Below are 24,862 nucleotides of genomic sequence, written 5' to 3'. Positions count from 1 at the left end.
ATTACTTTAACTCTTCTTCGCTAGAAATATCATAAGTTTTACTGATAGTTTGTGCTTGTTCTATCGCTATGTCACCTTGCCAGCGTGAATGCACCATTGAAACCGCCAAAACGTAGCGATCATTTGGAAGTTCTTCGCCAGTTAGGTTCATTGGATAATCAGATTCATAGCTCTTGCCCCACACCTGCTCATAGTGTTCATCGACGTAATCGTACAAACCAATTTCGAGCTTAGGAAGCGGACAATAAGGATTCAGCAGTTCTTTTTTATCGATGCGCCACGTGTCTTTTGATGCCCAACGAACTTGCTGGCGAAAAGCAACGTCACCAAGAATAATCCAAGTACTCCATGAATTACCGCCATCGCCTTTCACACTTAAACGATACAGGCCTGACTCAAGTTGAGATGCTAAATTGTAACGCTTGCGGTATAGGCTCACCGATGCGTTGTTTACCACTTCACTGTCTTTGGTTAGCTCACTGTCCGATGAAACAATCTTATCGACCCACTTCTCGAAGGTAATATCTTGAATGTTGTTTTCGGATTCAACATCAATTGATACGCGAAAAGTATCTCGGCCAGGGCTTTGAATGATGTGTCTTTTAACGACGACTGAACTGATCCAATCTGGGAGTGTTTTTCTGGTGAGGGTTTTACCACAATCTTTGTTCAATGCTTGATCGAACAGCTCATTGAGGTGGTCTTCTCGTGATTGAGAAGAGTTGATTTGCCAAACTTCCACTAGTGAATCAAACATCTGAGGTAAGTCATTATCCAGCAGGTGTTTATGAACTTGAGTTAGAGTATCGCTACTCTTAAACCAATCTGCAGCTTGCACGGTATTCACCACGCAAGACAACATTAATAGTGGAAGTAAGGCTTTTTTCATTACGCTTTCATCTTGTAACCAACGCCACGCAGCGTTTCGATTTCTAGACCCAGCAGTTTCTGTCTTAGTTGCAGAACGTGCGTGTCTACCGTACGTGTTGTTGGGAAATGGTTGTAACCCCATACATGGTCAAGCAGCTCATCACGCGTGAAAACACGGCCAAGATTGCTTGCCAAAAATAGCAGTAGGTCGAACTCAGTTCGCGTTAACGTGACTTCCAGTTCATTGAAAAACACTTCACGTGTCGCTTTATCGATAACCAGATTTTGAGCCATCACTTTTGATGCGTCTTGATCTTCAGCATCAGGCAGGCGTAACTGCGCGCGAATTCGAGCAAACAATTCAGCTTCAGCAAAAGGCTTAGTTAGGTAGTCGTTTGCACCTGAGTCTAGGCCCGCAACTTTGTCTTTTACTGTTACGAGAGCCGTTAGCAAAATCACTGGGATGTCTTTCTTTTTCTTCCAACCTGGAAGTGAATCTACTGAGTCACCATCCGGAAGTTGACGGTCTAGAATCACTAGGTCCGCTTGTTCCCAGTAGCCTTCAACTTCAGAGATCAGTTCTGCATGCAAACATTCATATCCAGCTTGCTCAAGGCTAACTAATAAACCGTCAGCTAAATTTTTATCATCTTCAACGAGAAGCAATGTCTGTTTCACAAGGTATCTCCAAAATAAATGTTGTTGGGGGGCCTATCAGCGTCATGTGACCGCCCATTTTTCCGACCATAGATTCCACTATCGTCAGGCCTAAACCGAGTCCACTCTTACTTACGAATGGCTTTCTTAGTTGCCCCCAATCTTTGCGGGACAAGTCTCCATTATCTATAACTTTGAATGTCAGCTTCTTGTCAGAAGTATTCAGTTCTAGTATCACTGGTGCGACACCGTATTTCACGGCGTTCCTGATCAGGTTGTCGATGCACGTTCCTAACCAATATACGTTTATTTTTGCAGCAATATCTTTGTTTACACGGAGTTCAATGCCCGGTGCAAATTCTTCTTCAACTTTGTATTGAAGCCACTCTTCTACGCTTGGTACCCACTCTGTTGCGAGCGGTTGGTTGTCTGATTGCAAATAGTCTTTACTTGCTTCTGCCAACTGTCTTAAACGGCGTGTATCTTCACACAGCCTACGAAACTCATCATATACCGACTCTGGTAAGTGTTCGAACTCACGTCTGAACCCTTCAACCGTCAATGACAAACTTGCAATCGGCGTTCTTAATTCGTGCGTTAGGATTTGAAGCACCAGCATGCGGCTCTTCATCTCTTGTTTCTTGCTATTCCAACGGTAAACCGCCCACCCCAAAACAAGCATGATGTTGGCGAGCACCAAGATAAACATGGCGACTTGCAGAAGCTCTGAATGATCTTCTATTTCCCAACATACATTACCGCGCTGAACAAAACAGCTTTTGCCTTCTGAAGATAAACTGAACGATAAGCCGGCAAGTGTCGCGTTTTCATTCCAGTCTGATTCTTTGTACAGGTAATATCTGTCGCCGCGTTTTACCCACATTTCGTCAAGCTCGACAAACATGCTCGAACCGGCTAACAGTGCCGTGATGGCCTCACTGTCCATGTTTTGTAAACGAGATAACAGTTCATCATGCTCAGTGTTTGGACGCTCTTGAATATGCATAAAGCGTTTCAAAGAGTCGAACTTGTCAGGGTACTTCTCTACGTATCGCGCCGCATAGGAACCACCACCAGGGTGAATTAAGCCACTGCGGCTGAACCAACGATCAGAAAGCTTGGTTCCTTTACACATTGCACGAGTAAAGACCAAAGGCTCAGTGATCAACGGGCTTAACGGTAATTTCCCGCTACATGTTTTTGATAACTGGTATAAGCGCTGTATGTCTTTTAATGGGTACTCTGCGGTTTGTGGCAGCATAGAAGACGGCATGATCAAACGTGTTGGATAATCAGCCTGCAACAATCGAATATCATAAGATTCGATTGCGGTTTCATGATCAAAGAGTTTGGTGAAATTATCGATACGCTCAGGTAAAGAGTCAGCAAGCGCGTTTGCAGACACAGATAACGTAGCGATAAGAAGAGTAAATGTTCTTTTGATGATCACAAACCAACGCAAATTCATATAGATCAAACAAATATATACCATTCGCTATCAAAGATAAATTTTTAACCGCATGAAAAACAGTGGGAATGGTGAGTTATAGCGATAAATTCCATCATATTAGGATTGTGTTGCACAGGCGTACTCGCTAGCTGATTGATGAATCCAGCCATCATTCGAATGGGTTTCCTTGCCCTGTTTGTTGTGGGTTTGGGTTAAGACTAGTTCTGAGGATCAAAAAAAGGAGCTCAAATGAGCTCCAAGTCTGATTATTACATGGTGCTTAGAAAACTATTAGAAAACCCCTCAGAAAACTCTTAGAAATCTTCTTAAAAAACTTCTTAGCAAGAGATTAGAAAGTGCTTTCTATAGATGTTCTAGAATGCCTAGACAGCTCTGTTTAGCATCACCAAACAGCATCTGCGTATTCTCTTTGAAGAACAGTGGGTTTTGCACACCGGCGTAACCTGTGTTCATCGAACGTTTGAATACGATAACATTCTGAGCATTCCAAACTTCAAGTACTGGCATACCAGCAATTGGGCTGTTTGGATCTTCAAGTGCTGCAGGGTTCACGGTGTCATTTGCACCAATAACCAATACAGTATCTGTCTCATCGAAGTCATCATTGATTTCGTCCATTTCAAGAACGATATCGTAAGGCACTTTTGCTTCAGCAAGTAGTACATTCATGTGACCCGGTAACCTACCAGCAACTGGGTGGATACCAAATCGAACTTTGATACCCTGCGCTCTTAGCTTGTCAGTGATTTCATGCACTGGGTATTGAGCTTGAGCTACTGCCATGCCGTACCCTGGAGTGATAATGACTGACTTTGAGTTTTTCAGCATGTCTGCCACATCTTCAGCTGATGTTTCGCGGTGTTCACCCTGCTCTTCATCGCCATCAGACACAACCACGTCTTGGCCGAATCCACCAGCGATAACACTAATGAACGAACGGTTCATCGCCTTACACATGATGTAAGACAGAATCGCACCTGACGAACCGACTAACGCACCCGTTACGATAAGCAGATCGTTCGCAAGCATGAAACCTGCTGCCGCCGCTGCCCAACCAGAGTACGAGTTCAGCATAGAAACAACCACTGGCATATCTGCGCCGCCAATCGATGCCACTAGGTGGTAACCGAATGCGAATGCGATAAGAGTCATCACCATTAACGCGAACATGCTGCCGTCAGCTTTAACGAACATGATCATGAGCAATGTAGAAGCAACGATAGCCGCTAGGTTCCACTTGTGCTTATGAGGGATGTTCAGTGCCGACGAAGAGATAACGCCGCGAAGCTTACCAAATGCAACAATAGAACCGGTGAAGGTTACCGCACCGATAAACACGCCTAGGAACACTTCCACTAAGTGGATAACGTGCTCTGCATGCGTTGCCGCTTCTGGTGCATCAATGTAGCTGTTGTAACCAACAAGTACCGCCGCCATACCTACGAAGCTGTGCAGAATTGCTACCAGCTCTGGCATTTCGGTCATTTCTACTTTCTTCGCGAAGTGGATACCAATACCACCACCGATCACCATAGCAATGATGATCCACACAATTCCTGCAGAATGAGGGCCAAAGATCGTCGCGATCAACGCGATTGCCATACCCGTGATACCGTAATAGTTACCTGCACGTGCAGATTCCTGTTTCGATAACCCGGCCAAGCTCATTATAAAGAATACAGCAGCAACAATATAAGCTGCTTGTACTAATCCTTCAGACATCTGTTACTCCTTAGTCTTTACGGAACATTTCAAGCATACGTTTGGTCACGGTAAAGCCACCAAAGATATTGATACTTGCAATTAATACGGCAATAAATGATAAGAATGTGACGACGCCACTTCCTTGTCCTATCTGTAACAGTGCGCCTACTACAATGATCCCTGAAATCGCGTTAGTTACGGACATCAGAGGTGTATGCAGAGAATGGCTTACATTCCAAACTACGTAATAACCCACCACACAAGCGAGAACAAAAACGGTAAAGTGAGATAAGAACGCAGCAGGAGCAACCGAAGCTATCCAAGCGAAAGCACCAACAGCAACCGCCATACCCGCCGCTTTCTTAATTGGAGAGACAGGTTCTTGAACTTTTGGTTCAGGTCTCACCGCTTTAGGCTTAGCTTGTTGTTGTGGTTGAGCAGAAACTTGAATTGGTGGAGCTGGCCAAGTCACTTCGCCCTCTTTAACCACCGTTACACCACGTAAGACAACATCTTCAAAGTCGATATTGATGTTGCCATCTTTCTCTTTGCAAAGCAGTTTCAGCAGGTTAACTAAGTTAGTCGCGTATAGCTGAGATGATTGAGTCGGCAGTCGACCAACCATATCGGTGTAACCTACCACTTTCACGCCATTAGCGGTTGTGATCACTTGGTCTGCAACCGTGTATTCACAGTTACCGCCATTCGCAGCGGCAAGATCCACAATGACGCTACCTGCACTCATGCTGTCTACCATCTCTTTGGTAATCAGCTTAGGTGCCGGGCGACCTGGGATCAGTGCCGTTGTAATAATGATATCGACATCTTTTGCTTGAGCCGCATAAAGCTCTTCCGCTTTCTTGTTGAATGCTTCAGACATCTCTTTTGCGTAGCCATCACCCGCGCTGGTATCTTCCTTGAAATCAACTTCCAAGAATTCAGCGCCCATAGATTCGACTTGCTCTTTTACTTCAGGACGAACATCGAACGAACGAACGATCGCACCCAAACTACCTGCAGCACCAATCGCTGCTAGGCCAGCAACACCCGCACCAGCAACCAATACTTTAGCTGGTGGAACTTTACCTGCCGCCGTAATTTGACCCGTGAAGAATCGACCAAACTCATGTGCCGCTTCAACAACAGCACGATAACCGGCGATGTTTGCCATAGAACTCAATGCATCTAGCGCCTGAGCTCTCGAAATTCGTGGAACAGAATCCATCGCCATCACGTTGATGCTACGAGTGGACAATTGTTCCATTAATTCTGGATTTTGAGCAGGCCAAATAAAGCTGACCAATGTTGCGCCATCTTTAAGTAGATCGATTTCGTTTTTAGACTCGTCAACGATCGGAGCGTTAACTTTAAAGATAATATCAGATTTCCAAGCTTCATCTGCGGTAACAACTTTTGCTCCAGCTTGTTCATAAGCTGCATCTTCAAAACTTGCTAACGCACCTGCTTGTGATTCAACACAAACTTCAAATCCTAATTTTAGAAGCTGTTCTACCGATTTCGGCGAAGCAGCGACTCGCGTTTCACCTGCGAGTGTTTCTCTTGGTACACCAATTTGCATAGCTATTCCTTGACTATTGGCACGAATGACTTATTCGTTTGTATCTAACGACAACTAATACTTCAAGCGTTTTGTTCAAAGAACAGGAAAAGTTATTACTTATAACGATTTGGATGGAATTTGAGCGCTTCATTTAAAGAAATGACGACCATCTCGAACGAAGAGGTCAAACCACTTGCAAATAATCCTTTAAATAACAACTTACTAGCTGTTCTTTGTCCCTAAAACTAAAAAGAGCTTTCAGCATATACACTGAAAGCTCTCTAAATTATGACCAACATCAATTCTAACCCTATTTGGTTAGCTAAATATATTGTCGCCCATTTGGTCGATGAACATCTGCGATTTTTTTAGCATGAATTCATCGGCATCTTGTTTGTTTGAAACAACATCTGAACGAATAAAACGATGAGTTTTGATTTCACCGTCGAATTCTTTCTCGATTCGCCCAGCAACACGGTATTGACCAGATTCTGCAATGGCATCTTGATAGATATTGAAACCTTTATATTCGACTGGCTCAATCTCTACTTTTTGTTCGGTTTTTTCTTTGCCACCAAATAATCTAGAAAAGAATCCCACGTTTTTTACTCCTTAAATGACCGTATTAACCCTAAACTATCACGACTGTTTACGGTTCAACAATGGCTTTTCATACCACTGCAATTCTACGTCATCATCAAAATTGTGTTGACTAAAGATAACGGGCACATTGTCGTCACGTTCGCGTCTTCTATCGTCAATGATCATACTTTCTGCATTCTTGACCGCGATCTCACTATTTCGTTTATAGAGTACCAATTTGTCTTCTGGCAATGCCGAAAGAAAATCGATATCGAAACGAATATAGATGGGCTTAAGTTGACCTAAAGCCAAACACGCGAGATCAGCCAACTGTTCGTTGTTATAACTAGACACATACTCCTCGGTAGCCAAGACCTGACCCACCAGCGTTTCCATATAGTTGTGAACATCAACACTAATTTGCATACCACACCTCCATTTGTAGCTATCACGACAGATCGAGTTCTAGCCTGATTGGCAACGACCTACATATTGTTACCTTACTATACCCTACTCATTACTACAGATTTACTAACTGCATGTTAACTAACTATAACGACTAATTAATTTCTCATATATACTGTGTAGTTGGTTCTATGGTTAATAGCAACTCAAATACATATAAAAATGGTTGCACCATTAGCGGCCTATGACTATGTTTTTGCTCTAATTTAAGTAAAAAGCTTGGCATTCGCTTGTTTAACCGTATCCTACGTATAAAATTAAATTATAAGATCATCAGTATAATTAGGCTCACCACGTAAATGGCATCTTCTTTTGTAACGTCGAGCATGTTTCGATTTTGCTTCCCTCTATTTTTATTGGCAATTTTACTCGCTGGTATGAACAACGTCATTCTTGTGACGGATTCAAACCTAGGGTTTGCTAGCAACCTTCCATATATCTTATTGAGCGTTGCCGTTTTGCTATGCCATACATTCAGACAAGGGCGCATGGCCATGGTGTCATTAACCATGCTAGTAGCCTATTTGATCATCCAAGTTCGCTTACAAACCCCTTTAAACACCGGAACCACCTTATTAGAGCTGTCGTTACTTGCGGCATTAGTACCGGTTACTTGCTTATTGGTGTATGCCTTCCCGGATAACGGTGTCAATTCAAAGTCGATGCTCCTCTACGCCATCGTTCTCGTGCTGTTTATGGTTTGGGCGCAATTGATCGTTTCTCATTTCCATGCTGGCGGTTTTGAATCATGGAGTGAAGGCCTACTGTTCATTGTTAGAGACTTCTCCAAACTGCCTTTTGTTTTGGTGTTGTATAGCCTTTGCTTGCTTGGCCTTACAGCCATCCTAGTGCTGGTGTACAACCGTTCTATTGATGTTGTCGTTTATAGCACTATCTTGCTGTCTTCTTGTACGTTCATCTTCTTTGACGTGCAGTACATCTCTAACACTATGTTCTCCTTATCAGGCACGTTGATCATCGTCTATGTGATGTCTGCTAGCCACGATATGGCGTTTAATGACCAACTGACTAACATCCCAGGTCGACACGCCTTAGAAGTCGATATGAAGCACTTAGGTCGTAAATATTCGATGGCTATGGTTGATATCGACCACTTCAAGAAATTTAACGATACCTATGGCCACGACATTGGCGACGATGTGCTGAAACTGGTGGCTCGTATTCTTAGAGAAACCACCGGTGGTGCGAAAGCGTATCGCTATGGTGGAGAAGAGTTCACGATTATTTTTAAAGGCAAATACACGGAACAGGTGAAAGAGCACCTTCAAGTTCTGATTTCAGAGATCCAAAACTACGACATGACCATTCGAAATAGCCTCGAGCGCCCTGATGACCATGAAGTGGGTATCAAAAATCGTGGTCAGAACGTGAAACCATCGGAAGTGGTAAACGTGACGGTAAGTATTGGACTGTCTGATAGCACAACCACCAAGCATCCTGAAGAAGTATTGAAGCTTGCTGACAAGGCACTCTACAAAGCGAAAGAAACCGGCCGAAACAAGCTGTGTGTTGATAGCTAAACGTAAGTGTCGATAACTAGACTAGAGTGAGATTAATCTTGGTTGAAGAAGATAACTAAGCTCCCTCCTTTCAGACTACTTCCGTAATTGATCGTAAACCCTATTCCCACATTATCGACCCAGTCGTTAAATAGATTTGGGTTGAGTAGCCAACCTACACTGCCTTCGTAGTATGACGTTGTACCCATAGAAGCAACGGTATCACCACCGATATCAATTCTTCTTATACTGGAGTACATAGAAGTAATGTTCTTATCCCAGCGTATTAAGTCATAGAAAATCTTGGCTTCATTGGCGATATACCAACCTTCGGGATATCCAACGTTGCCATTATTAGCCTCTCCCCAACCTATACCATTGAAGTAATGCCAACTAGTACTTAACTTGTATTTTCCCCAGTCATTCTTGTCTTCAAAGGTCATTTTAATTTTAGGTTCAATGATGTAAGCCCATGCATCGGTATTGAGATAAACGTTATCCAATTGATCTTTAATAGTCTCAAGCAATGATGAACGATATTCGAAGTCGTTACGGTAATAAGAAATGTGGTTACCAATAGCAGAACTGAAACTCCAGTGCTCATCTAATTGGGATACATTCGCAAATTCTACATAGCCAGAAATGACTGATTCTTTTTGAAAATCGCTTTTCACCGTAGACGCGTACGAAATGTCCTTCTCAATACGCAGTGCAGACAAACGCAATGTTATCTCTTGATGATTATCTTCAATATATTCAGGTAGTTCAAACGTATACGGAAGGCTGATTGAAGTAATATCTTTTCTGCGACTTACAGAGTCTTTTGAACCAATATCTTCGTTATCTAAACTAAAGACTTTGTTTGGATCAAAATTATTAATACCAAAGGTAAACACGTCGGTGTCGTTAAGCAGTACGCTCGTCGCGAATGTTCGTTCGATGTCCTTTCTGAATGCATCTGTCAACGAATTTGCATTACCTATTGTAGGAAAGATAAAACAAAGCAGTGGAAGTATGGCTGCCCTATTTATATTAACCCTAGAGCATAACTTTGAATGTGGCATTTCTTTTATCACTAAATCGGCTTCCTAGCTCAATGCTATTAGAAGTATAAATTCAATTATCTAAAAGAGCTCACCAACTAACGTGCAAGCTCCAAAATAGTTCGCTGTATAAAGGTATTTCTACCACTTTGCTTTGCTTGATAAAGCGCCTGGTCAACCTTGTCGTAAATAGAGGCCGTAGATTCATCACCTCCGGGTACAAATGACAACACACCTTGTGACACTGTCACCCTATCAGATGCCGTTGAATGATCGTGTGCATAATTCATTTCATGCAGCGCTTCTTTGACTCGGATAGCTTGTAACTTAGCCGTTTCACTGTCGGTATCACTCAGAATCAAAACAAACTCTTCACCGCCATAACGCCCTACATACTCACCCGCACGAACGAAGAGTTGCTTTAAGGTTGAGGCAAGGCCTTGCAAGCAGGTATCCCCTTGAATATGCCCGTAATTATCGTTGTAAGGCTTAAAGAAGTCTACATCTAATAAAATGACTGTCATGGGTATATTACGCCTTCCATGCCATGCAATACTTTCTTCAAGCTTAGTGTCCATATATCGACGATTATACAGTTTGGTGAGACCGTCTTCGTTTGCTTGTTGCTGTAGGAGTATGTTGAGTTCTTCGAGTTTGGCAGTACTCTGCTTTAATTCTCGTCGCATGTGCGCGATACGCTGCATTGCGATCAGCTTGGAATTCAAAACAACTTTGTTAACTGGCTTAATCAGGTAATCGTCACCGCCCGCATCAATCGCCTTAGCGATCATTGCTGGCTCTTCGTGACCACTCAAAAAGATGATAGGAACCCATTCAGGGAATCGACTGCGAACCTCATTAGCTACTTCAAAACCATCCATGTCTGGCATGCTGATATCGAGCAATACGAGTTCAGGATCAAAATCAGAATAAACATTCAGGGCTTCCTTTCCGCTGCCAACAGCTTCAACAATATGACCTAATTGCTTAAGTCGAATAGCAAGTTGCATCCGGTCGAGTTGAACATCATCAACCAGCAATATGCGCATCGAAGATCCCTTTTCTATCATCACATCACCTTTATCTAGTGTTGAATATTCAAAGTAGCTCAAATTTGGGCTTAAATCATGCCCTAATCTCTATATTATATTGACTTTTTTACAGATCTTTTTAGCATTGTTTCTTTTTAAAGAGAAATACTATGTCAGACGCTACAAACAACGAAGTACAAGAAATCGATTTAACCACTATCTCACCAGAGCTTCGCCAAGTTATCGAATTTGATGAAGTGCCTAAAGAGATGCACAACATGGTTACTTCTATTCATGAAGTGTCTGAAGAAGCAGTGCGTGAAACTTGGAGCAGCCTTCCAGCAAGCGCACAAAATGTTTTAGACAACTTTGAGCAATTCCACGCTCTAATCTCTGTTAGCCAAGCTTTCGCTGGCGTAAACATGATGGAGGAGTTCCCTACTCTTAAACTTCCAGAAGGCATGTCTGATGAAGAAAAAGAAGAGTACCGAGCTCAACTGCTTGACCAAATTTTACATAACTGTGTAAAAGACATGGCTAAGCAAATCAAGAAAGCGCGCCGTGATGCTATCTTGAAGCGTGATTTCAAAGAAGTTTTCATCCGCTAAGCTATTCATCGCACCTAAATTTAGGTTGAATGTTTAACGAAAACTTAATGATTAAGCCGTATGTTATTTAAAACATGCGGCTTTTTTGTGCCTGCAGCTTTTTCTGTTCGTTGCTTGAGAGCTTCGCTCACAATATCTTTGTGTTTTTTGCCACTGAAGCTCTTGTCAGTGTCGCTTTTGACATTCTACAAATAAGTAATATGCCTTAACACTCATACAGTGTGGCGTAAAGCTGGCAGTTATACCGTAAAAAAATGACGCATGTATCCATTCATGGAATCAAGATCAATATTCATATCGCGGACAAGTATTCATATTGCAGACAAACAGTAAGTATCGCAAACAAGCAGTAAGCATCACTGACAAACGTTAAACCCGCTGAAAAGCAGTAAACATAGAAAAGACAATGATCGAACTTATCTCACTCATTGCCTCAAAAGTCGCGCCTGAATCAGTGCGTGACGGCAATATCTCGCTGGGCGACACTCACGCCTTTAATTTGAGCGTAGACTTGCTGACCGATTTCCAAACTCAACTCGTCCAGAGCCCACAAGGTTATGGTGGCCCACAAGTAACAACCAGGCTCTAGCTCCAGTTCTACTGCAACACTCTGCTTGTTTGAGCCTTGCTGGTGCGTCTCTACGCTTTTAATGGTCACAGGGAGGATATTACGTATAGAAGTGCCTTGCGGCTGTTCTAGCGTGATAGAGACATCATTTGCCCTAACTTGTAACCTTACCGCAGCTCCAATGTCGCTCGACACCTTCTGAACCCACAACGATGTCGATTTACCAAGCTTCAGTCGAGATAACGCGTAATCGTCATTGTGCTCAGCCAGCGTCCCCTCAAACAATGAACTTTGTTCTGAGAATGATTGCCACGGTTGCATGGCTCTTGAAGCCCACACTTCTTCTGTCACACCCGACGAAATGACTTTGCCTTGCTCTATGATCACTAGGTGATTGGCCAAGCGTAGGATCTCATTAAGGCTGTGCGTAACGTAGATGATTGGAATATTCACTGTTTCAGAAAGGTTTTCCAGAAACGGCATCACTTCACGCTTACGAGGTAAGTCGAGAGAGGCCAATGGCTCATCCATCAACAAAATACTCGGCTTAGACAACAAAGCACGTCCAATTGCCACACGTTGCTTCTCACCGCCAGACAGGCGAGCTGGATAGCGATCAAGCAATGAGTCCAAAGACAATAGCGAAACTATTTGCTCAAAGTGCGCTTTGTCCGCACCTTTCATACCGTACTTAAGATTCGCCGCGACTTTCATGTGCGGGAACAATCGCGATTCTTGGAACACATAACCAACGTTGCGTTTATGGGTTGGCAAATTAATGCCATTACGACTATCAAACAGAGTGGTTCCAGATACGCTGATCAAGCCTTTGTCTGGCTGTTTAAGGCCACTGATCGCATTGATAAGGGAAGTTTTACCCGCACCAGAACGACCAAAAATCGCCGTAATCCCGCTACTCGGTAACTCTAAATCGATATCAAAAAAGGTTTCACCAAGCTGCTGCTGATATTGAAGGATCAAAGCACTCATGCATTTCCTCCCAAGCGTTTTGCTGACTTTTTGTTGAGCCACTCAGATAGCATTAATGAACCAAGCGCTATCACAATTGAAATGACACACAAACGCGCCGCTTCCATTTCCGCGCCAGGGGTTTCAATAAAGGTATACATGGCCAATGGAATGGTTTGAGTTTCACCGGGAATATTTGAAACGAAGCTGATGGTCGCACCAAACTCACCTAGGCTTCTTGCGAATGAAAGCATGGTGCCAGTAATGATCCCTGGGATCATTAAAGGTAAAGTGATGGTGAAAAACACACGAAGAGGTGAAGCGCCCAATGTGGCTGCGGCCTCTTCCAGTTTACTGTCTACGGTTTCTAGGCTCAGGCGAATAGAGCGAACCATCAATGGCAGCGCGACAACAACACACGCGAGTGCCGCGCCCTTCCAGCTAAAACTGAATACGATACCAAACACGTCATTAAGCCAAGAGCCAATAACGCCTTGCCTGCCCATCATCACTAGCAGCAAATAACCGATGACCACAGGTGGAAGTACCAAAGGCAAATGGACAATACTTTCTACAATGCTTTTACCCACAAATTGTTTCTTAGCAAGCAACCATGCTAAGCCGATGCCGATAGGAATAAGCCACAAGATGGCAAAACCAGCGACTTTCAAGCTCAGCATTAAGGCTTGGTATTCGTATTCCGATAAATACATCATTTAACGCACTTCAAATCCAAAACTGTTCAAGGTGTCCTTCGCTTTTCCGCTATTTAGGAAAGTATAAAACTCTTCTGCGACGACTTTATCGCTCAATTTCGCTACAGGGTAACGTATTGGCGTATGTAAATTTGATGGGAACGTCGACACTAGGTTCACTTCTTTAGAAAGCAACGCATCTGTTTTGTAGACAATGCCAAGCTTAGCTTCACTACGCTCTACCAAAGCCAATGCCATACGAACATTGTTACTTAGTGCCAATCGAGTCTTCACATCGTCCCATACACCTAACGTTTCTAGCGCTTCTTTCGCATAGATACCCGCAGGAACCGACATGGTGTTACCAACCGCAAGTCTTTCATTCGTTAGTAGTTTAGCCCATTGGTCACCGTTTGAGAGATCCAACGATATTGGCGTCTCTTTCGGGGAAATTAGCACCAATTCGTTTTCGCACAAGTTTGTGACATTGTCACTAGAAACCAATTGACGATCGACTAAATGCGTCATCCATTTTTCGTTTGCCGAGATAAATATGTCTGCTGGCGCGCCTCTTTCGATTTGGCGTACCAAAGATGACGTGCTCGCATAGACTGGAATAACATCGACAGAATGATCTTTCTCAAACTCTTCGACCAACAAGTTAACCGCATTCGTCATCGACGATGCAGCGTAAACTCGTAGCTTTTCCGCAGCCAAAAGATGACTAGAACTCAATGCCGAAGTTAAGGCGATGGTTAAAAGGATGACTCGCTTTTTCATTGTGATCACTTATCTATTGTTCGTTTCAGTTCTTGAGCTCGTTTTAAGACAGACTCAACGGTTTAACGAAAGCTAAAGCTATTAACGAAAGCTAAAGCTATTAACGAAAGCTAAAGCTATTAACGCAAGCTAAAGCTTGAAGCTATTAGGTCAGACATAAGCTAATGAGTCAGACATAAGCTTTTGAATTCAGGCTAAAGCTTTTAATTCAGACCGAAATGGTTAATTCCGGCCAAAGCAAATCAAGATTTAAATGCTCTTCGATGGCATCAGCGATTCGATTAATACCCAGCTCTTTAAGCTGTTCATGGTCAATCGCTGTTACATCGTTGGCTCCTGCCCATTCGCAAATAAGCGACAACGCATCGCTGTTATCGAATACGCCATGCAGGTAAGTACCAAAAATTGAGTTATCTTGATTCACAGCGCCATCAAGGCTGCCTGATTCTAACTGAACCGGTAATGCTATTTCTTTGACATCAGTCCTACCTACGTGGATCTCATACCCTTTTACTTGTGCTGTTTTACCATCAAGTGTCATGGTGCCGCGCATGTTTGTTAAGGTTTTCTGTTGTGTTAGCGTCGTTTCAGTATCGAGATATCCTAACCCTTCGCTGCTTCCTGGCTCACCTTCAACGCCATCTGGATCGTGGATGATATTTCCTAGCATCTGGTAACCACCACAAATACCCATCACTTTGCCGCCCAAGCGTAAATGACGCTGAATATCTTTATCCCAGCCTTGTTGTTTTAGGTAATCCAAATCAGCTCTTACCGATTTTGTACCCGGCAAGATAATCAAATCTGCATTGTTTATACGTTCACCTTTACCGACATAACGTAAATCAATGGAAGGATTAAGTCTTAACGCGTCGAAGTCCGTATGGTTGCTGATTCGGGTTAGCACTGGCACCACCACCTTAAGCTTAGCTTCTCCGTCAGACTCTTGAGCTGAGGTAATGGCATCTTCCGCTTCTAGGTTAAAACCATGGAGATATGGCAATACACCAATCACTGGCTTGCCGGTTTTCTCTTCTAGCCAATCAAGTCCAGATTGAAGTAGCGCGATATCGCCTCTAAAGCGGTTTATCACAAAGCCTTTTACGCGAGCTTGTTCAGATTCAGATAACAACTCTAATGTGCCGTAGAGGTGTGCAAAAACGCCACCACGGTCAATGTCAGCAACAATGATCACAGGGATATCCGCCTTTTCAGCAAATCCCATGTTCGCAATATCATTTTCGCGGAGGTTAATTTCTGCTGGGCTACCCGCCCCTTCAATCATCACGCTTTCGTATTCGTCAGAAAGTCGGTCAAATGAGTCAATAACGGTATCCATCGCCACTTTCTTGTAATCGTGATAGCCCGTAGCTTCCATGTTACTGATCGCTCGGCCTTGCAGAATCACTTGTGCGCCAGTATCTGAATTGGGTTTTAGCAATACCGGATTCATGTGAACAGTGGGTTCAATGTTACAAGCTTGCGCCTGAACGGCTTGAGCGCGACCAATTTCGCCGCCATCTTTTGTCACCGCACTGTTTAACGCCATGTTTTGTGGCTTAAAAGGTGCCACTTTGATTCCTTTCCTTGCCAAAACACGGCATAAACCTGCCACCAAAACACTTTTTCCGGCATCTGACGTTGTCCCTTGAACCATAAGGGCGTTTAACGGTGATCGCATCTGTACTTAAATCCTTAATTTCTTAATTTCTTAATGTTCAATTTATAGCTGTACGCAATATTTCTCTGCCTCCATCTTAACGTCATTGCCGAGTAGATGCTCAATAAAATGAATGGAAAATGAATGTGTTACTCACTCTGGATTCAACCCCGGTGTTGTTTAATGGCTCCATCGAAACGAAGCTTATGAACAATAAGCAGCGCATCAACAAATAAAACGTACTAACGAAAAGAAACGTTTCAAATTCAGAAAAACGTTTCTACTAAAAACAACATTAAGGGATTCACCATGAAAAAAACTGTATTAGCTATCGCATCTACTATTATCCTTGCCCCTACTTTCGCAATGGCTAGTGACCACAACAGCAGCAATACCCACAACAGCAATAGCAAGCACGAGAGCGCTATCGCTTACACAGGGCCGATTGAAACCGTTTCTGTTGCGACACTACTTGCCGACACAAGCATGTTCGCAGAGCAAGAAGCGATTGTAGATGGCAAGATTGTTCGTCAACTAAAGAATGATACATTTGTCTTCTCTGATGGGCAGAGTGAAATTCAAATCGAATTGGATGATGATATCCGCCTAGCACAACCGCTAACTGCTGATACTAAAGTACGCATCTTCGGCGAATATGAAGGCGGCAAGACACCGGAAATCGAAGTGGATCATATCCAAGTTCTATAAGCGATAAATACAAAACATACTGACTTCAAGTAATTGGCCTGCATATTGCAGGCTTTTTTGTATTATACTGCCGAAAAATACAATTTATATGGAGTCACCATGCTAGGTTGCACGAATAAGACTGTCCTTTTAGGACTAGCTGCACTGTGTTCATTCTCTGCGTCTGCAAACAACTTTAACTACAACACATTCGAGCTACGCATGGGGGCTAGCCCTAGTACGTTTGGTGGTGAGTTCACAACACTATTTACTCAAAATGCTCATTTTATCGGTCGTATTGATAGTGGTTTCGAAAGTGACTGGGATGCTGCAGCTGGTGTTGGCTTTAATGGTCCGATTGGACAGTTTGCCGATATCTATGGCCAGATGCTATTACACAACATCGAGCGAAACGATGAAAACGACATTAAAACGGAAGTAAACATCGGCGTAAAAGCCTGGATCATTGCAAATGTTGAAGTCAACGCTCGCCTTGGTCAACTGATTGATAACGATAACAGCAACTCAATTGTTGGTTTTGGTGCTCGTTTTCACTCAACCGATCAACTTTCTGTTGGTGTAGATCTGCGGAACAATGGTACTTATGGCCACCAAATCTTAATGTCTGCTCGATTCGGCTTCTAAACTGAATCGGCTGCTAAACTGAATTAGTTGCCTTAGTTAAGTTCTGTTTCTAAGCTAGGGTCGACTTTTAAGCTAAATTCCCTTTCTAAGTAGTGATACAGAGATACTATTTAAAAAGCCCCGAGCACAATCATGCTCGGGGCTTTTTATTATTCGCTGTTATCGCTCGCTTTAGCCACATTAAGGCTTCGCGAGCAATTTGCATCTATAGAGCAACCATCAGCATCTTTTTCTGATGATCTAAGTACTCTTCATAAGTACCTTGGAAACTAACCAATTGCTTGTCTTTCACATCAATAACGTGTGTCGCCAAAGAAGAAACGAACTCACGGTCATGGCTTACGAAGATAAGTGTGCCAGTGTAAACCTTCAACGCATCGTTAAGCGCTTGAATTGCTTCCATGTCCATGTGGTTCGTTGGTTCGTCCATTACAAGCACGTTGATGTCTTGCATCATTAGCTTGCCGAATAACAGACGGTTCTTCTCACCACCTGAACAATTACGCGCTTTCTTGTTCGCGTCATCAGCGGTAAACAATAAACGACCTAGAATGCCACGTACCATAAGGTCATCGTGCTTCACTGTACGCCATTGAGAGATCCAATCGAAGATGCTCAGGTCGTTGTCAAAGTCAGTCGTGCTATCTTGTGGGCAGTAGCCTACCGATGCGTTTTCAGACCATTTAACGATACCTTCGTTTTGCTCTAGTTCTTGAACTAGGCAACGTAGCAGCGTGGTTTTACCCACACCGTTCTCACCGATAACAGCAAGGCGTGTACCCGCTTCAAGCAGCAAGTTACCACCAGCAAACAGTGTTTCGCCATCGAAGCCGTGACTAAGCTCTTTAAGTTCAAGCGCTTGACGGTGTAATTTCTTGCCCTCACCAAAATCAATTGATGGGCTCATACGGCTCGATGATTTCACTTCATCAAGCGTGATTTTGTCCATTTTCTTAGCACGTGAACTTGCTTGCTTCGCTTTAGATGCGTTTGCACCAAAACGGTTAACGAAATCTTGAAGTTCGCTAATTTCAGCCGCTTTCTTAGCGTTGTTTGCTAGAAGTTGCTCGCGAATCAAACCAGACGCTTCTAGGAAGTATTCGTAGTTGCCAGGGTAAACACGTAGCTCACCGTAGTCGATATCAGCCATGTGCGTACACACAGAGTTCAGGAAGTGTCTATCATGCGAAATGATGATCATTGTACATTTACGCTGGTTTAGCTCTTCAGCAAGCCAGTTGATCGTATGAATGTCCAAGTTGTTGGTCGGTTCATCAAGAAGCAGAATATCTGGGTTTGCAAATAGAGCCTGTGCCAGAAGCACACGCAGTTTCCAACCTGGAGCAACTTGCTGCATCAGGCCGAAATGGAACTCTTCTTCGATACCCGCTTGAATTAGGATGTCACCTGCACGGCTTTCTGCTGTGTAGCCATCCATTTCAGCGAATTCACTTTCAAGTTCAGCGACTTTCATACCATCGTCTTCGCTCATTTCTGGCAAAGAGTAAATACGGTCACGTTCTTGTTTTACTTCCCACAGTTTTCTGTCACCCATGATCACAACGTCGATAACGCTGTATTGTTCAAAAGCGAACTGATCTTGGCTTAGCACACCCAGTTTCTCTCCTGGAGTGATAGAAACGTTGCCCGAGCTTGGCGTTAATGCACCACTTAGGATTTTCATGAACGTTGACTTGCCGCAACCATTGGCGCCGATCAAACCATAGCGGTTGCCGTTACCAAATTTAGCAGAGATGTTTTCAAACAACGGCTCTGCGCCAAATTGCATTGTGATGTTCGCGGTAGATATCAAAGAACTAATTCCTAAGCGTGTACTGACAGATAATTATTAGGCTATTTCAAGAACCTAAATAAGAAGTACGAAAGTATGGATTAAACAAAAATCGAAGCGCGGATTATATAGAGATCTCGATCACGTTGTCGAGGCCAAACAGTAAACGAATCGTAAACATAGACCATTTAGATGCTTTTCATACGTTATTAACGTGTAAATAGAAAAATCCCCACCAGTTGAACTGACAGGGATTCAATTTATCGATACTAAAAATGTTCTAATCTGATCGCTTTTAAAGCTATCTCTCTTCAAGTCTAAAAGCCTTGATTATGAGAAGAACCGTTATTTAGTAATTTTCTTTTGAACGTACTTTTGACTTACATCCACTACCGCAACATCTCTAAAGAAGCTTCTACCCAATAGAATAGGGAAAGAAAGATGCGTTCGGTCTGCTAGCGTAAACTCAGTTTTGTCTTTCAGATCGCCGATTTGAATTGAAGCTACGACAACAGCACGTCGTTGTGTGCCTTCCGCGCTCGACTGCTTGATCTTAACCCAACGCTCTACCGGTAAACTGATCTCTTTGGTTGTGATACCGTCATGCTCAATTTTAAACTTAACCCAGTCTTTTCCGTCACGCTCAAAATCAACGATATCTACAGCACTGATCGAAGATGTTGTTGCACCTGTATCAATACGAGCTTTAAATGCTTCTTTCAAACCAGGAACAAACACCCACTCTTCTTCACCAAGAATCAGTTTTCCATCATCCGTTTTTAACGGTTTTGCTGGTGGCTTTTCAACTGGCTCAGGTTTAACTTCTGGCTCAGTTGGTTTTACTTCTTCAGGCTTCTCTGTAGGTTCCGTTACTTTCTCGCCTTCAGTTGCTTCAGTCTTTGAAGAGTCATCCACAACAGGTTGTTCTACTTGAGGCTTTTGCTCTGGCTCGACAGGAACTTGAGTCGTCGTCGAACAAGCAAACAGGCCACCACTGAGCATTAAAACTACAATCGCTTTCCAATTATACATTCAGTCACCTTCTATTTCGAAACGTTAGCTATCGCTTTAGCTACATAAAGAATATGGGATTCAGAAAGGCCTGCGATATTGATGCGTCCGTCACCAACACCATAGACTCCATATTCTTCACGTAATTGATTCATTTGAGTTTCTTTAAAGCCTAGTACACTAAACATACCTTTATGGCTTTCAATGAAGTCAAAGTGTGACGTGTTGTAAGTATTTCGCAATTCATCACATAAACTTTGGCGCAGATTTAACAAACGTTGCTGCATTTCACTCAACTCTTGCTTCCAAATCTTCGTTAGCTCTTGATTCTGAAGAATTGTTTTAACCAGAGCAGCACCGTGATCAGGCGGCATAGTGTAAGTTGAACGAGCCAGCGTAAGAAGCTTGCCTCTTGCGTTGCCAACGTGTTCGCTGTTCTTACCGATAACGATCGCAGCACCCGTTCTTTCACGATACAAACCGAAGTTCTTCGAGCAAGATGTTGTGATCAGCATTTCTTCAACGTTGTTAGCCATGTGTTGAAGACCTTTTGCATCTTCTTCTAGGCCGTCACCAAAGCCTTGATAGGCAATATCAACGAACGGTAAGAAACCATTTTTCTGAGATAGTTTGGTGATTTCCTGCCACGCTTCAAAGTTGATATCAGCACCCGTTGGGTTATGGCAGCAACCGTGAAGTAGTACAACGTCTGATGGACCCGCTGTTGATAGGTCTTCCATCATTCTTGCAACATCAACTTGCTTCGTTTCAGGACTGAAGTAATTGTAGTATCGAACTTTTAAGCCTGCCGCTTCCATTACCGGTTTGTGGTTAACGTAGCTTGGGTTTGAAATCCAAACCGTGGTGTCTGGTTGAGAAACTTTCATTAAGTCACCCAACATACGAAGTGCACCACTTGCACCCGGTGTTTGAATCGCGGCAACACGATCCATTGCAGAAGTCCCTTTAAGCAGCAGATCAACCATGCTCTGGTTAAACTCTTCACAGCCTGCTAGGCCAACGTAAGCTTTGGTTTTCTGAGTATCGACAACAATGTCTTGAGCCATAGAAACGGCTTTCATGATCGGTGTTTCGCCTTGGTCGTTTTTGTAAACGCCAATGCCTAAATCGACTTTGTCAGTACGAGGATCGCCGCGGTAAGCGACAGAAAGAGATAAAATTGGATCTAAAGTTGGTTTTGGTAGATGTGAAAACATGAAAGTCACAACCCTTTGAAATTCAAGTATTGAATTTCACGTTAACATTTTCGTACTAAAATCAGAAACATTTTTTAATAGAAGAGCTTAGTTACCATAAGTAATCAGAGATTGGTCATTTTAAGCCAAGATAAAGTGAATATTTCGGGTGTTTAATGACCAATCACAAAATAAACGGGCTTATTGTTAAGTCTTTTGTGACGACTTCAATTAAGTGTTCTGTTTGAATTGCCTCGGTGTCATTCCAGACCACGCCTTAAACCGAGTACTAAAGTTAGCGGCATTGGGATAACCCACTATCTCGCCAATATGTTGAATCGACCAATCACTCGACTTCAGCAAGCGTGCTGCGTACTCCATCCTCATGCGCATGATATGAGTCATAGGGCTATGTGAATAATAACGTTGGCACAAACGATGGAAATGGGGCTCTGAGCACGGGAATAAGCCTGCCAGCTCATGAACGTTCCATTCCTTGTGGAGCTGCTTTTGTACGTTGTCGAACACTCGTCTTAAACGAATCAAATTGCGTGATTGTTGCTGAGGTACCGGAGCATTAATCATGTGTTCTATTTGAGCCACACTATGATTAGCAATTGCTCCACCCAAATCGATCGGTAAGGCAATGCTTCTCAACAGAGTATGAATGCACGACGAGACGACTTCTGCTGCGGGAGACAGCGTATAACTCACTTCATCACTGACGACATTTTCCCATTGTTTATCGGGTGAGAGAAAGATCCATGCGATTTGCCATGTTTCTTCTTCAATCCCGAATCCATTCTCAATGCCCGCAGGCACGGTAATACACGACCCTGGCTCTAGAATGTAGCGACACGCCCCACTTTCTAACCAACCCTTTCCTCTCACGGTATACAGCAACATGTGTTTTTGTTGGTTTTTCCGATACACCGAAAAGAAATCACGACACGACGCCGTCCCACACTGAACGATACCTAGCTCTTCGAATGCCAATACATGGCTTTGGTCGACAAACTCTTGATGCGTGTTTTCAGAAATCTCATACCGTTCTTGCTTCTCACTCATTTCTCTTTTCACTCATTGGGTTTGCCTGCAACTGAGTCGCCTGTAAGTAGTTCGATAGTTTTGGAAAATAGAGAGTTTGGCAAAAGTTTGTGATGAACAGGAACAATACAGGCAAAACAAATGCCGATAAACTTCTCACATATTAACCACAGGAGAAATGCGATGCTCTCGACATATCGTCATTTGGACAAAGAGTTTTGGCAAAAACTATTACACATTGGTTTACCTGTCTCACTGCAAACCATGTTGTTTTCATTACTAGGCGTGGTCGATATTTTTATGGTCAATCAGCTTGGTGATTCTGCAACCGCCGCTGTGGGCGTTGGCAACCGCATCTTCTTCTTCAATTTGATCATGGTGTCGGGGATTAGCGGCGCCGTCAGCGTGCTAGCTTCGCAATATTTTGGTGCGGGTAATTTCAACGGGATTAGACGCACACTAGCGCAATCGTGGGCATTGTCGATTGTCGCCATTATCCCGTTTGTGTTGATTTATACATTGGCTCCTGAATCAGTGGTGTCTGTGGTGGCCTCAGACCCTGATTACGTCCGCTTGGCAACGGATTACCTTTGGATAACAGGAGCCAGCCTTTTTGGTACCGCGATCGTAGTGCCACTAGAAAGCGCACTGCGATCGGTCGACGAAGCTAGGCTGCCCACCAAGATCAGCATCTGGGCGATCATCGTCAATGCGATCCTCAATGCCTTATTGATCTTTGGCTTGTTTGGATTTCCAGAACTGGGGGTGGTTGGCGCGGCAATCGGTACTACGGTGTCTCGATTTTTTCAAACGATTACCCTGTTTGTTATGGCAAAGAAACACTACGCCCACCTATTCCCAACACTAAGCAATTGGCGCGATGCGATATTACCGAAGCATAGAAAGAAGTATTTCAAGATAGCGATTCCGATGTTGATTCATGACACGGCTTGGGCGGGTGGCATTCTGATTTATAACGTTATTGTTGGTCAGATGGGTGTTGGCGAGCTTGCGATAATCTCATTATTATCACCAGTAGAAAGCATCTTGATCTCGGCGTTCATGGGCTTTGCCGTCGCTGCTTCGATCATTTTAGGCAACGAGATCGGCGCAAAGAACTATCAACGTGTTGAGAATACCGCTTGGGGATATGTATTGGTCAGCTGTGGGCTTGCGGTTCTGTTAGCCTTATTGTGCTGGTTTGCTAAACCCGCGATCGTATACATGATCGGTCTTACGCACTTAGAGCTCAAAGATACGGCAGTTAACGTTACCTTAGTAATGGCACTCGGCATGATATTAAGAGTCTTCAATATGGTTGGAATAGGCGGAGTGCTGAAAAGTGGTGGCGATATCAACTACAGCATCTTCATCGACCTGTTTGGCCAATGGGCAATCGGTATTCCCCTCGCCTACTATACTGCTCTGGTGTTGAGGTGGCCGCTAGAATGGGTTTTGATGATTGTGCTGCTGGAAGAACTAGCCAAAATCGTTCTAACCAGTAAGAGGATTCAATCCAAGAAATGGATAAACAACCTAATTGATGAGCCTGAGCACATTCCTATTTAAACAGGCGCCAAACCGATACTTACGTTCGGGCGATAGATTCAAAAGAACTCACACCCAAGGGCTGATTTGTAGCATTACGCTAACGATGAAGCCCTTTTTTCTGTTTCTTTTTCTGTTCACGAGAATACTGAATCAGAACAAACCTTATAAGTTTATAAGTCAGTAAATCGATGGATGATTTGGTTTGAACTACCACGCCAATCTAACATTGGGTCCGCTTTGTCTTGCTCGAAGCGGCCGTCAATCAAGGTATCAACGTATTCAAGCACTTGCTTCTGTTTGTCATCCAGCTCATCTAACTCATAACCCGTCCACATCCAAATATCTTTACCTTCACATTCCGCTTTTACACGCTGAACAAGCCTCAGCACTTCAGACACGTTTGCCGGATGCAGAGGATCGCCACCAGAAAGCGATAAACCACGACGCTTAATTCTCGGATCATTGAGGTCAGAAATAATTTGGTCTTGCAGTTCTTGAGTAAACAAATGCCCAGAGTCCAATCGTTGCGTCGACTGGTTATAACACCCGCGACACTGGTGCACACAACCCGACACAAACAAAGTGCATCGTGTTCCTGGGCCGTTTACAACGTCGATTGGGTGATATTGATGATAATTCATAAGGCAGTATTGAAAACTCGTATTGCTTAATAGTTTGAAGGAAGTGCTGTAAGAACTGAAACGAAAGAATTGGTATCGACATAGCGCCGATACCAATCTTATGTCTTG

General features: G+C 43.4%; 23 protein-coding genes. 5 read left to right on the top strand and 18 right to left on the bottom strand.

All coding sequences use genetic code 11. The annotated features are described in order from the left end of the window. Nucleotide 1: 1 nt before the first annotated feature. The 7 genes from AC3CHU_RS22995 to AC3CHU_RS22965 form a co-directional block, all read right to left on the bottom strand. Complete coding sequence (locus tag AC3CHU_RS22995; protein WP_488525764.1) at nucleotides 2-889, bottom strand: DUF2861 family protein; 888 nt, start codon at nucleotides 887-889, stop codon at nucleotides 2-4. Further along, on the bottom strand, nucleotides 889-1,548 hold the full coding sequence (vxrB, locus tag AC3CHU_RS22990; protein ID WP_488525763.1) for a response regulator transcription factor VxrB: 660 nt from the start codon (nucleotides 1,546-1,548) through the stop codon (nucleotides 889-891). The genes AC3CHU_RS22995 and vxrB overlap by 1 nt, the downstream gene beginning before the upstream one ends. Next, entirely contained in the window at nucleotides 1,523-2,995 is a 1,473-nt protein-coding gene (gene vxrA, locus AC3CHU_RS22985; protein ID WP_102462008.1) for a sensor histidine kinase VxrA, read from the bottom strand. Before vxrA ends, vxrB begins: the two co-directional genes overlap by 26 nt. A gap of 345 nt (nucleotides 2,996-3,340) precedes the next feature. Continuing rightward, nucleotides 3,341-4,720: a Re/Si-specific NAD(P)(+) transhydrogenase subunit beta gene (pntB, locus tag AC3CHU_RS22980; protein ID WP_017079246.1), complete on the bottom strand. Its 1,380-nt coding sequence runs from the start codon at nucleotides 4,718-4,720 to the stop codon at nucleotides 3,341-3,343. A 10-nt stretch (nucleotides 4,721-4,730) separates the two neighbouring features. Then, on the bottom strand, nucleotides 4,731-6,281 hold the full coding sequence (pntA, locus tag AC3CHU_RS22975; protein WP_004731020.1) for a Re/Si-specific NAD(P)(+) transhydrogenase subunit alpha: 1,551 nt from the start codon (nucleotides 6,279-6,281) through the stop codon (nucleotides 4,731-4,733). Between the two features lie 300 nt (nucleotides 6,282-6,581). Further along, nucleotides 6,582-6,863 carry an HlyU domain-containing protein gene (locus AC3CHU_RS22970; RefSeq protein ID WP_488525762.1) on the bottom strand — a complete coding sequence of 94 codons (282 nt, stop codon included), beginning with the start codon at nucleotides 6,861-6,863 and terminating at the stop codon, nucleotides 6,582-6,584. Between the two features lie 39 nt (nucleotides 6,864-6,902). Further along, on the bottom strand, nucleotides 6,903-7,271 hold the full coding sequence (locus AC3CHU_RS22965; RefSeq protein WP_004731025.1) for a late competence development ComFB family protein: 369 nt from the start codon (nucleotides 7,269-7,271) through the stop codon (nucleotides 6,903-6,905). Nucleotides 7,272-7,609: 338 nt separating this feature from the next. On the opposite strand from AC3CHU_RS22965, the gene AC3CHU_RS22960 reads away from it, so the two are divergent. Beyond that, the gene (locus AC3CHU_RS22960) at nucleotides 7,610-8,851 is read left to right on the top strand and encodes a GGDEF domain-containing protein (protein WP_488525761.1); all 1,242 of its coding nucleotides are present in this window, start codon (nucleotides 7,610-7,612) and stop codon (nucleotides 8,849-8,851) included. Between the two features lie 32 nt (nucleotides 8,852-8,883). Here AC3CHU_RS22960 and AC3CHU_RS22955 read toward each other — a convergent pair whose 3' ends face one another. Next, the gene (locus tag AC3CHU_RS22955) at nucleotides 8,884-9,894 is read right to left on the bottom strand and encodes a Solitary outer membrane autotransporter beta-barrel domain (RefSeq protein ID WP_171308634.1); all 1,011 of its coding nucleotides are present in this window, start codon (nucleotides 9,892-9,894) and stop codon (nucleotides 8,884-8,886) included. Between the two features lie 77 nt (nucleotides 9,895-9,971). Further along, the gene (locus AC3CHU_RS22950; protein ID WP_488525760.1) at nucleotides 9,972-10,922 is read right to left on the bottom strand and encodes a GGDEF domain-containing response regulator; all 951 of its coding nucleotides are present in this window, start codon (nucleotides 10,920-10,922) and stop codon (nucleotides 9,972-9,974) included. Between the two features lie 152 nt (nucleotides 10,923-11,074). Here AC3CHU_RS22950 and AC3CHU_RS22945 point away from each other — a divergent pair, with 152 nt between their 5' ends. Continuing rightward, nucleotides 11,075-11,512, top strand: coding sequence for a DUF3069 domain-containing protein (locus AC3CHU_RS22945; RefSeq protein WP_004731036.1), 438 nt, complete (start codon nucleotides 11,075-11,077; stop codon nucleotides 11,510-11,512). A gap of 451 nt (nucleotides 11,513-11,963) precedes the next feature. Here the strand turns inward: AC3CHU_RS22945 and modC are convergent, their stop codons facing one another. From modC to AC3CHU_RS22925, 4 genes are all read right to left on the bottom strand, one after another. Next, nucleotides 11,964-13,070, bottom strand: a complete 1,107-nt coding sequence (modC, locus tag AC3CHU_RS22940; protein ID WP_004731038.1) for a molybdenum ABC transporter ATP-binding protein ModC — start codon at nucleotides 13,068-13,070, stop codon at nucleotides 11,964-11,966. After that, nucleotides 13,067-13,765: a molybdate ABC transporter permease subunit gene (modB, locus tag AC3CHU_RS22935; RefSeq protein WP_004731040.1), complete on the bottom strand. Its 699-nt coding sequence runs from the start codon at nucleotides 13,763-13,765 to the stop codon at nucleotides 13,067-13,069. Before modB ends, modC begins: the two co-directional genes overlap by 4 nt. Then, on the bottom strand, nucleotides 13,766-14,524 hold the full coding sequence (gene modA / locus AC3CHU_RS22930) for a molybdate ABC transporter substrate-binding protein (RefSeq protein WP_237298140.1): 759 nt from the start codon (nucleotides 14,522-14,524) through the stop codon (nucleotides 13,766-13,768). Nucleotides 14,525-14,732: 208 nt separating this feature from the next. Further along, nucleotides 14,733-16,205 carry a cobyric acid synthase gene (locus AC3CHU_RS22925; RefSeq protein WP_237298141.1) on the bottom strand — a complete coding sequence of 491 codons (1,473 nt, stop codon included), beginning with the start codon at nucleotides 16,203-16,205 and terminating at the stop codon, nucleotides 14,733-14,735. Between the two features lie 288 nt (nucleotides 16,206-16,493). On the opposite strand from AC3CHU_RS22925, the gene AC3CHU_RS22920 reads away from it, so the two are divergent. Together AC3CHU_RS22920 and AC3CHU_RS22915 are read left to right on the top strand one after the other, a co-directional pair. After that, the gene (locus AC3CHU_RS22920) at nucleotides 16,494-16,892 is read left to right on the top strand and encodes a YgiW/YdeI family stress tolerance OB fold protein (protein ID WP_108209198.1); all 399 of its coding nucleotides are present in this window, start codon (nucleotides 16,494-16,496) and stop codon (nucleotides 16,890-16,892) included. Nucleotides 16,893-16,991: 99 nt separating this feature from the next. Then, the gene (locus AC3CHU_RS22915; protein WP_017087055.1) at nucleotides 16,992-17,516 is read left to right on the top strand and encodes a hypothetical protein; all 525 of its coding nucleotides are present in this window, start codon (nucleotides 16,992-16,994) and stop codon (nucleotides 17,514-17,516) included. 205 nt (nucleotides 17,517-17,721) lie between these two features. Here the strand turns inward: AC3CHU_RS22915 and AC3CHU_RS22910 are convergent, their stop codons facing one another. The 4 genes from AC3CHU_RS22910 to AC3CHU_RS22895 all read right to left on the bottom strand — a co-directional run bounded on the left by AC3CHU_RS22910 (nucleotide 17,722) and on the right by AC3CHU_RS22895 (nucleotide 22,583). Beyond that, entirely contained in the window at nucleotides 17,722-19,329 is a 1,608-nt protein-coding gene (locus tag AC3CHU_RS22910; protein ID WP_108209197.1) for an ABC-F family ATPase, read from the bottom strand. A 324-nt stretch (nucleotides 19,330-19,653) separates the two neighbouring features. Further along, complete coding sequence (locus AC3CHU_RS22905; protein WP_054546836.1) at nucleotides 19,654-20,340, bottom strand: putative ATP-dependent zinc protease; 687 nt, start codon at nucleotides 20,338-20,340, stop codon at nucleotides 19,654-19,656. 11 nt (nucleotides 20,341-20,351) lie between these two features. Then, complete coding sequence (locus tag AC3CHU_RS22900; RefSeq protein ID WP_488525759.1) at nucleotides 20,352-21,536, bottom strand: amino acid aminotransferase; 1,185 nt, start codon at nucleotides 21,534-21,536, stop codon at nucleotides 20,352-20,354. 210 nt (nucleotides 21,537-21,746) lie between these two features. Continuing rightward, nucleotides 21,747-22,583 (bottom strand): AraC family transcriptional regulator, encoded by an 837-nt coding sequence (locus tag AC3CHU_RS22895; protein WP_488525758.1) that lies wholly within the window; start codon nucleotides 22,581-22,583, stop codon nucleotides 21,747-21,749. Nucleotides 22,584-22,703: 120 nt separating this feature from the next. On the opposite strand from AC3CHU_RS22895, the gene AC3CHU_RS22890 reads away from it, so the two are divergent. After that, nucleotides 22,704-24,131: an MATE family efflux transporter gene (locus tag AC3CHU_RS22890; RefSeq protein ID WP_488525757.1), complete on the top strand. Its 1,428-nt coding sequence runs from the start codon at nucleotides 22,704-22,706 to the stop codon at nucleotides 24,129-24,131. 152 nt (nucleotides 24,132-24,283) lie between these two features. On the opposite strand, the gene nrdG is transcribed toward AC3CHU_RS22890, so the two are convergent. Next, nucleotides 24,284-24,754, bottom strand: a complete 471-nt coding sequence (gene nrdG / locus AC3CHU_RS22885) for an anaerobic ribonucleoside-triphosphate reductase-activating protein (protein ID WP_108209193.1) — start codon at nucleotides 24,752-24,754, stop codon at nucleotides 24,284-24,286. Nucleotides 24,755-24,862 lie beyond the last annotated feature (108 nt).

The organism is Vibrio sp. QJM3NY_39, assembly GCF_057785895.1.
The sequence above is the reverse complement of the archived record's forward strand: the minus strand, read 5'-3'. Positions and strand labels throughout refer to the sequence as shown.